The following is a 714-nucleotide window of genomic DNA, read 5'->3' as shown; positions in this document are numbered from 1 at the left end:
GCAACTGTCTCGTCAATAATAATCTTGAAACGGTCCTCTGGATCCTTGAGATAACCAAATGGGGGCAACCAGCTCATGTTTTTGCCCGAGCGTTTCATGCTGTTCATCGCACTCTTGACCTTTTCAGAAACATCTTTGGCATAGAAATCATTGAGTAAATTCCGAAAAGGCACATCAATATCCAGTCCATTCTGTTCAGACGTCAAACTGTCATAGTGGTCATTGAGAGCGATGAAGCGAACCCCAAGAAAAGGAAAGATATTTTCCAAATAGTTCCCTAACTCCAGATAATCACGCATAAATCGAGACAAGTCTTTAACAAGGATATGTCGGATAGTTCCCACCTTCACAGCAGCCATCAACCGTTGAAAAGACGGACGATTCAGGCTTGTTCCTGAAAAACCATCGTCTACAAATTCCAAGCGCTCCCAGTTCTTAAACTCAGTTGCTTGGTCAAGGTAATGGTTTAACAAGTAACGTTGATTCGTGATTGAGTTACTTTCATCTGTTTCAGCCTCATCTACTGACAAACGGAGGTACAGAGCAATTTTAGTCACGTTCATCACCTCCAATCTGGCAGGTAAAAGTGACTGTCACAGACTTGTCCACTTCAACATCTATCCGTTCTATCACTTCATTAAGCAGTTCTGCCGTTAAAACTGTTTGCTTTTGACCTTTAGCTAGATGTTTAACCCAGTTCACTTGCTGGCTATA

1 protein-coding gene is annotated in these 714 nt (G+C 42.0%); it reads right to left on the bottom strand.

The annotated features are described in order from the left end of the window. A partial coding sequence (locus tag ACERC5_RS10150) for a recombinase family protein (protein WP_373660676.1) occupies nt 1–557 on the bottom strand: 557 nt, incomplete at its 3' end. Nucleotides 558–714 lie beyond the last annotated feature (157 nt).

Origin of the sequence: Streptococcus sp. E24BD, assembly GCF_041807825.1 — a bacterium.
Classification (GTDB): Bacteria; Bacillota; Bacilli; order Lactobacillales; family Streptococcaceae; genus Streptococcus; species Streptococcus entericus.
The sequence above is the reverse complement of the archived record's forward strand: the minus strand, read 5'-3'. Positions and strand labels throughout refer to the sequence as shown.